The 6,546-nt window shown below is 60.8% G+C and carries 3 protein-coding genes; 1 reads left to right on the forward strand and 2 read right to left on the reverse strand.

Features of this window, described 5'->3' with window-relative positions:
• The first annotated feature begins 64 nt into the window (after nt 1-64).
• The gene (locus HMPREF2857_RS10010; RefSeq protein WP_070644087.1) at nt 65-1,492 is read left to right on the forward strand and encodes an MFS transporter; all 1,428 of its coding nucleotides are present in this window, start codon (nt 65-67) and stop codon (nt 1,490-1,492) included.
• Between the two features lie 29 nt (nt 1,493-1,521).
• Here the strand turns inward: HMPREF2857_RS10010 and HMPREF2857_RS10015 are convergent, their stop codons facing one another.
• Both HMPREF2857_RS10015 and HMPREF2857_RS10020 read right to left on the reverse strand, forming a co-directional pair.
• On the reverse strand, nt 1,522-3,735 hold the full coding sequence (locus tag HMPREF2857_RS10015; protein ID WP_070644090.1) for a hypothetical protein: 2,214 nt from the start codon (nt 3,733-3,735) through the stop codon (nt 1,522-1,524).
• Between the two features lie 98 nt (nt 3,736-3,833).
• Nucleotides 3,834-6,546: bifunctional [glutamine synthetase] adenylyltransferase/[glutamine synthetase]-adenylyl-L-tyrosine phosphorylase (locus HMPREF2857_RS10020; protein ID WP_246819694.1), on the reverse strand; the 2,713-nt coding region annotated here is incomplete at its 5' end.

Consider the following 6,546-nt stretch of genomic DNA (forward strand, 5'->3'; position numbering starts at 1 on the left):
TGATCGGGGCCATCTAGACCCCGGTGCGACCCCTCTTCAGGCCGGTTGGTTGATGGGGTCTACAATGTGGCGAGTGGTAAAGCAGCGTAACGGTAAAGATCAGATTTCATCAACAGATCAGCCCGCCACCGCAGTGGCAAAGGACCCGCGCGAGCATGTCACTGGTCGCGCGATTGCCGTCTGGCTGGCGGCGCTGATTACCTACATCGTTGCCATCGTCGGCCGCACCTCCATGGGTGTCGCTGGCGTCGAGGCGCTCGATCGCTTCCATATCAACGCCTCCCAACTCGCGCTGTTCACCGCCGTGCAGGTTGGCGTCTACGCCCTGGCGCAGATTCCGACGGGCATCATCATTGACCGCGTCGGCGCCAAGAAAACGATGGTCGTGGGCGCACTGATCATGGCGCTGGGCCAGGTCATCATCGCGTTTACGACATCGTATCCGCTGGCTGTCATCGCTCGTGTGTTCATCGGCGCCGGCGATGCCACCGCCTTCCTCGGTGCGATGCGACTGCTTCCCGCGTGGTTCCCACTGCGCGTCACTCCGCTGTTCACTCAGCTCACGGCTGGTCTTGGCCAGCTCGGCCAGTTCATCTCTGCGGTCCCGTTCCTCGCGATTCTGCACGCCGCGGGGTGGGTGCCCGCGTTCCTGTCGCTGAGCACCGCGGGTCTTCTCATCGCTATCGTAGGCATGATCGCGCTTGCCGACGTCCCGGAGAACTCCTCCACGGTAAAGATGTCACTTCGTGAACGCCGCGCTGCCAAAAAGGCCGCGAAAACGGCTGCTGATGGCGGAGCCACTGCCGCAGCCGACGAGAAACTGACTATCGGCCAGACTCTGAAGATTGTGACCACTCACCCGGTGTGCTGGCAGGGTTTCTTCACTCACTGGACTGGTTTGATGCATCAGTGCATCTTCACATTGCTGTGGGGCATGCCTCTGATGATGCTGGGTATGGGTCTTAAGCCCTCCGAGGCCAGTGTGGTGCTGGTCGTTAACACGCTGTCAGTAATTATCGCTGGGCCGTTGATGGGCATGGTCTCGGCACGCACCGGCCGCGACCGTATCAAGGTTGTTGTCGCAATCGCGTTTATCAACATGGCCGTCTGGATTGTGTTCCTGGCACCGAGCAACCCACCAGCGTACTGGGCAATTATCGTAGTCAACATCCTAATGGCCGGTCTTGGTGCAATGTCCAACTTCGGCTTTGACTCAGTGCGCGAAGAGGTCGATCGCAAGGTACTTGCCACCGGCACTGGGTTGGCGAATATGGGCGGTTTTGTGGCCACCATGCTCGCTGCACAAGGTGTCGGCTTCCTGCTGGATATTGCAGCTCCCGATGGAAACTACACCTGGGAGACCTTCCGCATTGGCTGGTTGGCTGTCGTCGGTGTGTGGGTGATTGGTTTCGTTGGCCTGCTGGTGGCAAAGCGTGCGGCGGCACGCTTTGTCGCCCAGCAGAGCCGTTTTGAGCTGGAACCTACGGAGTAGGAACTACAGGAAGTCGAGAGACGGAGCGGCTAGAACAGCGAAAGCTGCTCTGGTCCTTCCAGTCCCTCCGAGTCATCCGAGTCCTCCGATTGCCCAGAGGAGTCTGCGCGGCCGCTATCCGCCGTGCGTTCGCTGCCATCGGTCTGAGCACCATGGGAAACGCGCTCACCGGTGTCAGTTTCGGAGGATGCGTTCTCCGGGACGTCGTCAAGCGAAGGCGTTGGTGCTACGGCCTCACGCTCATACATTTCCTGCAGCTTCTCGGTCTTGGTAATGCGGACTAGCTCGGCGTAGATGACCAGCTTCATAGAACTATTGACCAGTGGCCCCAGCTGGGAAAACAGGACATCGACGTCGCCGTCAACCGCGAGGCAAGCGCGACGCAGGCTCTCCTCTGAAATAATCCAGCGAGAAGTTTCCGCGCAGGTTTCGCGGTCGCCGATGAAGTCCAACGCGAGGGCAACCTGGTTGCTGGCGACGCCATCCAATGTGGCAGCCAGGCGCTCGTTAGGTGCGGCATCCTTGAACAGGCGGGCAATCTGGACTGCCTCCGCCGTCGGCACCTGACCAGCGGCATACTCAGCGATGAGTTCGGCCATGCGCTGAGCACCGACGTGCTGATCAGTCAGCCAAATGTCGTGCAAGGCATACATGATAGCCATGGCCTGCCAGGAGGAGTGCCCATGGTAGAGAATGCCCAAGATGCCGGCCTGCTCCAGCAGCCAACCGACCATCGCTTCCCCATCGGCGCCGTTGCGAGCGCAGAGGTTGTCGACATTCCAAGCCATATGCCCTTCGACGCAGCAGCCATAGAACTTCTGATCTTCCTCCAGCTGCGCGGCCAGTGACACTACTTCACGCGCGGCATACGGGTAGCCGTAGGCAAGGGTGGCATGCGACAGATCATCGACACCCATGGTCACCCACGGAAACTCGCCGTGCCACGGACCGCGACCAACGAGGAAGCCCGCCGCGAGATACGCCCATCGGGTCGAGGCATCAGCGTTGTACCAGTACTGCAGTGCGCGCGGCGTCGGATGCCCGCTGTCAGCGTGAATCAATCCCGCGTTGACCAGCATCTCCACAATCCAGGGCGCCGCGAAAGCACTCGCCCCTATTGACGCTGCGAAGTCCTGAATCCACAGCAGGCTCGATTCCTCATACATGTGCAACGGGTCCTTCAGGCGCCCGTCGCCGCTGCCCGCAGCATCCATAAACGCCGAAGCAAACGCCACCGCAGCCACCGAAGCTTCGGTCAATTCCTTTGACTCCAGCGTTGCCGGGAAAGACTCCGTCGGATGCGGCTTACGAATCGACCACATGTCGCCCTTGAGCGCCAACGCGACTGCGCCCACCAGGCGGGCAACCACTGTCGATTCGTTGCGTGCTTCCGATTCTTGCTCAAATGTCGGTATCGCCGGTTCTTCTAGCACAGTCAGCAGCAGACGCTCTTCGGCCCAGCGCACCGCGTCGGCACGTAGTTCAGACCACATATAGGAGGGCAAGTACTTCTCGTCGGTTGCCATCCAGCGCAGCTCATTGCGAATATCCACCGGAGCTGTCATCACCAGAGCCCGCACCTTCACCGGATCGCAGAGGAAGCCTGCAATGTGCTCCACCTGGCGAGCCTGCAAATTTCGCACCGTTAAATCGCTGGCGTTCAGAGCTCGCGGTGCGCCCTCTCCCGGCGCGTTATCCGGCTCCAGCCCCATGCGCTCCATTCGGCGACTCAGCACATCCGCTGGCATATTCGCCACTAAGTCGGCGACGCGGAAGCTAAGGCTCGGTTCCGCCGGGAACACCTCCGAAATATGCGGCGGCACATGCCACACGCCCGCCGGCTCCTCCCACACGAGCCCCTGACGCTGGCCACGGCGTAGCACATGCTCAAGCTGCTGCTTGCCGACGCGACGACGCTTGCGGTCCACACCCTTCGGCGTATCGTGCGCCATCACGTCCGCATCCGATGCCCAATAAGCCACTTCCGTGAGGGTATCCAGCGATGCGGAATCCTCCAGGACATGAACTAAGTGAGCCACATCGAGAACATCGGGATCACAAAAAGACAGCGCTGTATGCGCTGAATCCTGTGACATCAGCAATTCCACCGCCTCTTGCCCAGCAGCTGAGGTGTCAGCTGCTGGGCACGTGCGGCTCAATAAAAAACGCAGGTCAGTGCCATCGAGGTTGAGAATGAAATCCTCATACCTAGGGCGTACCGAGTAATCGACGTTGCGTTCCATAGCCCACCATTATGCCCGGTCGCCGTGCTAAGACAAAGGCTGCACCCCACTGCCACATAATGAGCCTCGCAGCGAGGTTCGGCAGACCTCTGCCCGGTCTACTCGTGGTCGGGGTTCTCCTCACCCCAAAACACACGATTGACGACACGGCTGGAGTGACGAGTCAGACGCAAATAGTGCTCAATAAAACCGTTGGAATCCGATGCTTCCCACCCCGCCGCACCTGCGACCTGAGTCAGCTGACGCCCCGGCTGTGGCAGCTGATCCGTGCGCTTACCACGGGTGAGCACCAGCGCGTTACGAGCATTCGTCGCCATCAGCCAGGCATCCCGAAGTGCGTCGGTATCCTCCGCATCTAGAATTCCGCGGTCTTTCAGCACTTCCAGACACTCCAACGTCGACGTGTTGTGCAACTCCGGCACCTCGTGGGCATGCAGCATGGTTAGCAGCTGCACAGTCCATTCAATATCGGTCAGTGCACCGGAACCGAGTTTGGTGTGGGTACGGCGATCGGCTCCGCGAGGCAGCCGCTCGGAATCAACACGCGCTTTCATACGACGGACATCGCGGACCATCTTGGCATCAGCTCCGCCCTGTGGGTACCTCAGCGGATCGATGGCCTTAAGGAAGCGGGTGCCCAGGTCTTTGTCGCCGGCAATCCAGGTAGCCCGTAGCAGTGCCTGAATCTCCCAGGTTTCACTCCAGCGCTCGTAGTAGGTCACATAGGAATCCAGGGTCCTGACGATCGGGCCCGAGCGTCCTTCTGGGCGCAGGTCCACGTCGACCTCCAATGGCGGGTCCTGGCTTGGCTTTGCCAGCCGACGACGCAACGAGTCACAAATCCTAGTTGCCCACTTGACCGCCTCGGAATCGTCGACAAGCGGCGCTCCATCGGCGTCCTTGCGGGGCTCACAGATGAACATCACGTCGGCATCGGAGCCGTAACCCAGTTCAGCACCGCCGAGTCGCCCCATACCGATTACGGAGATAACGCCCGGGACCTCCGAGTCAGGATGCTCCAGCGACCACGCACGGATTTCGGCGGCGAGGGCAGCTTCGAGTACGTTGTCCCACACCATCGACAGAGAGTGACAGACCTCTTGCACATCCATCAGCCCGAAAAGATCCGCGGAGGCAATGCGCGCGAGCTCTGCACGGCGCAACGCACGTGCCACACCAATGGCCTTAGCTGGACTGTTGTGACGAGCAGCCGCTGCGACCAGCGCACGCCCGACTGCATCGGAGTCGGTATTCAGTAGCTTCGGCCCGGACGCGCCGTCGCCGAACCGTTTAATTACGTCCGGCGCACTCATAATCAGATCAGACGCGTACGGCGAAGAACCGAGCACACGCATCAACCGCTGGCCGACGACGCCCTCATCGCGCAGCGTACGCAGGAACCACGTTTCGTCGTGGAGCTTCTCAGAGAGCTTGCGATAATTGAGCAGACCCGCGTCGGGGTCTGGCGTCGACGATAGCCACTCCATCAGCGTCGGTAGCAGCATCGCCTGAATACGCGACTTGCGCGAGGTGCCCGCCGCCAGCGCAGAAAGATGCTCGTAGGCGCGATCCGGGTACTGATAGCCCAGCGCGGCCAGCTGGCGCTTTGCCGCATCGGCCGATAGCTGCAGGGTTCCAATGTCCTGCTCCACCACGGAGTTCAGCAGTGGACGGTAGAAAAGCTTGTTGTGCAGGGAGCGGATCTGTGAGCTGGCCAGTCGAACCTGCTTGGCCAGCGGTTTGCTGGCATCGGTGCCGCCCTCACCGACGATGCCAGAGGCGCGACCGAGCCACTGAAGAGCTTCGGTGTCGTCGTCGGCAGGCAACAAATGCGTCCGCCGCATCTTTTGCAGCTGCAGGCGGTGCTCCAGCAGACGGACGAACTCGTAGGCGTTAATCAGCGCGGCACCGTCTTCGCGACCGATATAGCCAGCCTCGACAAGTGCGTCGAGTGCCATCACAGTTGGCAGCACGCGGAGGCTATCGTCATAGCGACCATGGACCAGCTGCAGCAGCTGCACCGCGAACTCGACATCACGCAGACCACCGCGACCGAGCTTGAGCTCTCGGTAGCGAAGCTCTTCGGGGACGTTTTGGACCACACGGGCGCGCATGCGTTGAACATCATCGACGAAGGATTCCCGCTGAGAGGCGGTCCACACCATCGGAGCTAGAGCATCGATGTATTCGCGGCCCAGCTCGATATCGCCTGTCATCGGCCGCGCCTTCAGTAACGCCTGGAACTCCCAGGTTTCAGCCCACCGCTTGTAGTAGGCGACGTGGGAATCCACGGTGCGTACGAGTGCACCCGACTTACCCTCCGGTCGGAGATTCGCGTCGGCCTCAAAGAAGCAGTGGCAAGAAATCCGGATAAATTCGCTGGCCAAACGGGTGGCTCGGGCATCCGCCGGCTCTGCGACGAAAATGACATCCACATCGGAGATGTAGTTCAGCTCTTCCGCACCGCACTTGCCCATGGCGATTACGGCCAGGCGTGTTGAGACCGGCGACGAAGGAAAGACCTGTTGCACCGCGACAGAGAGTGCAGCCGTCAACGCCGCATCAGCCAGATCACTGAGTGCCTCCGAGACCTGACGGAATGGGACTTGTGGCTGTCCCGGACGGCGAGGGCCCCGTGGGTATGTGCCAGCCAAGTCGTAGCACGCAATACGCATAATCAAATCGCGGTAGGCGCACTGCATCGCAACTTCGGCCTCACGGCCGGTTAGCTTCGCACGGTACAAACCGGGGCCTTCAAGCGTGGCGGGCGCAACGACGGGCTTGCGATACTCCGGATCCTCCTGCTTTTCC

This window comes from Corynebacterium sp. HMSC076C10 (genome assembly GCF_001812455.1).
GTDB lineage: Bacteria > Actinomycetota > Actinomycetes > Mycobacteriales > Mycobacteriaceae > Corynebacterium > Corynebacterium jeikeium_D.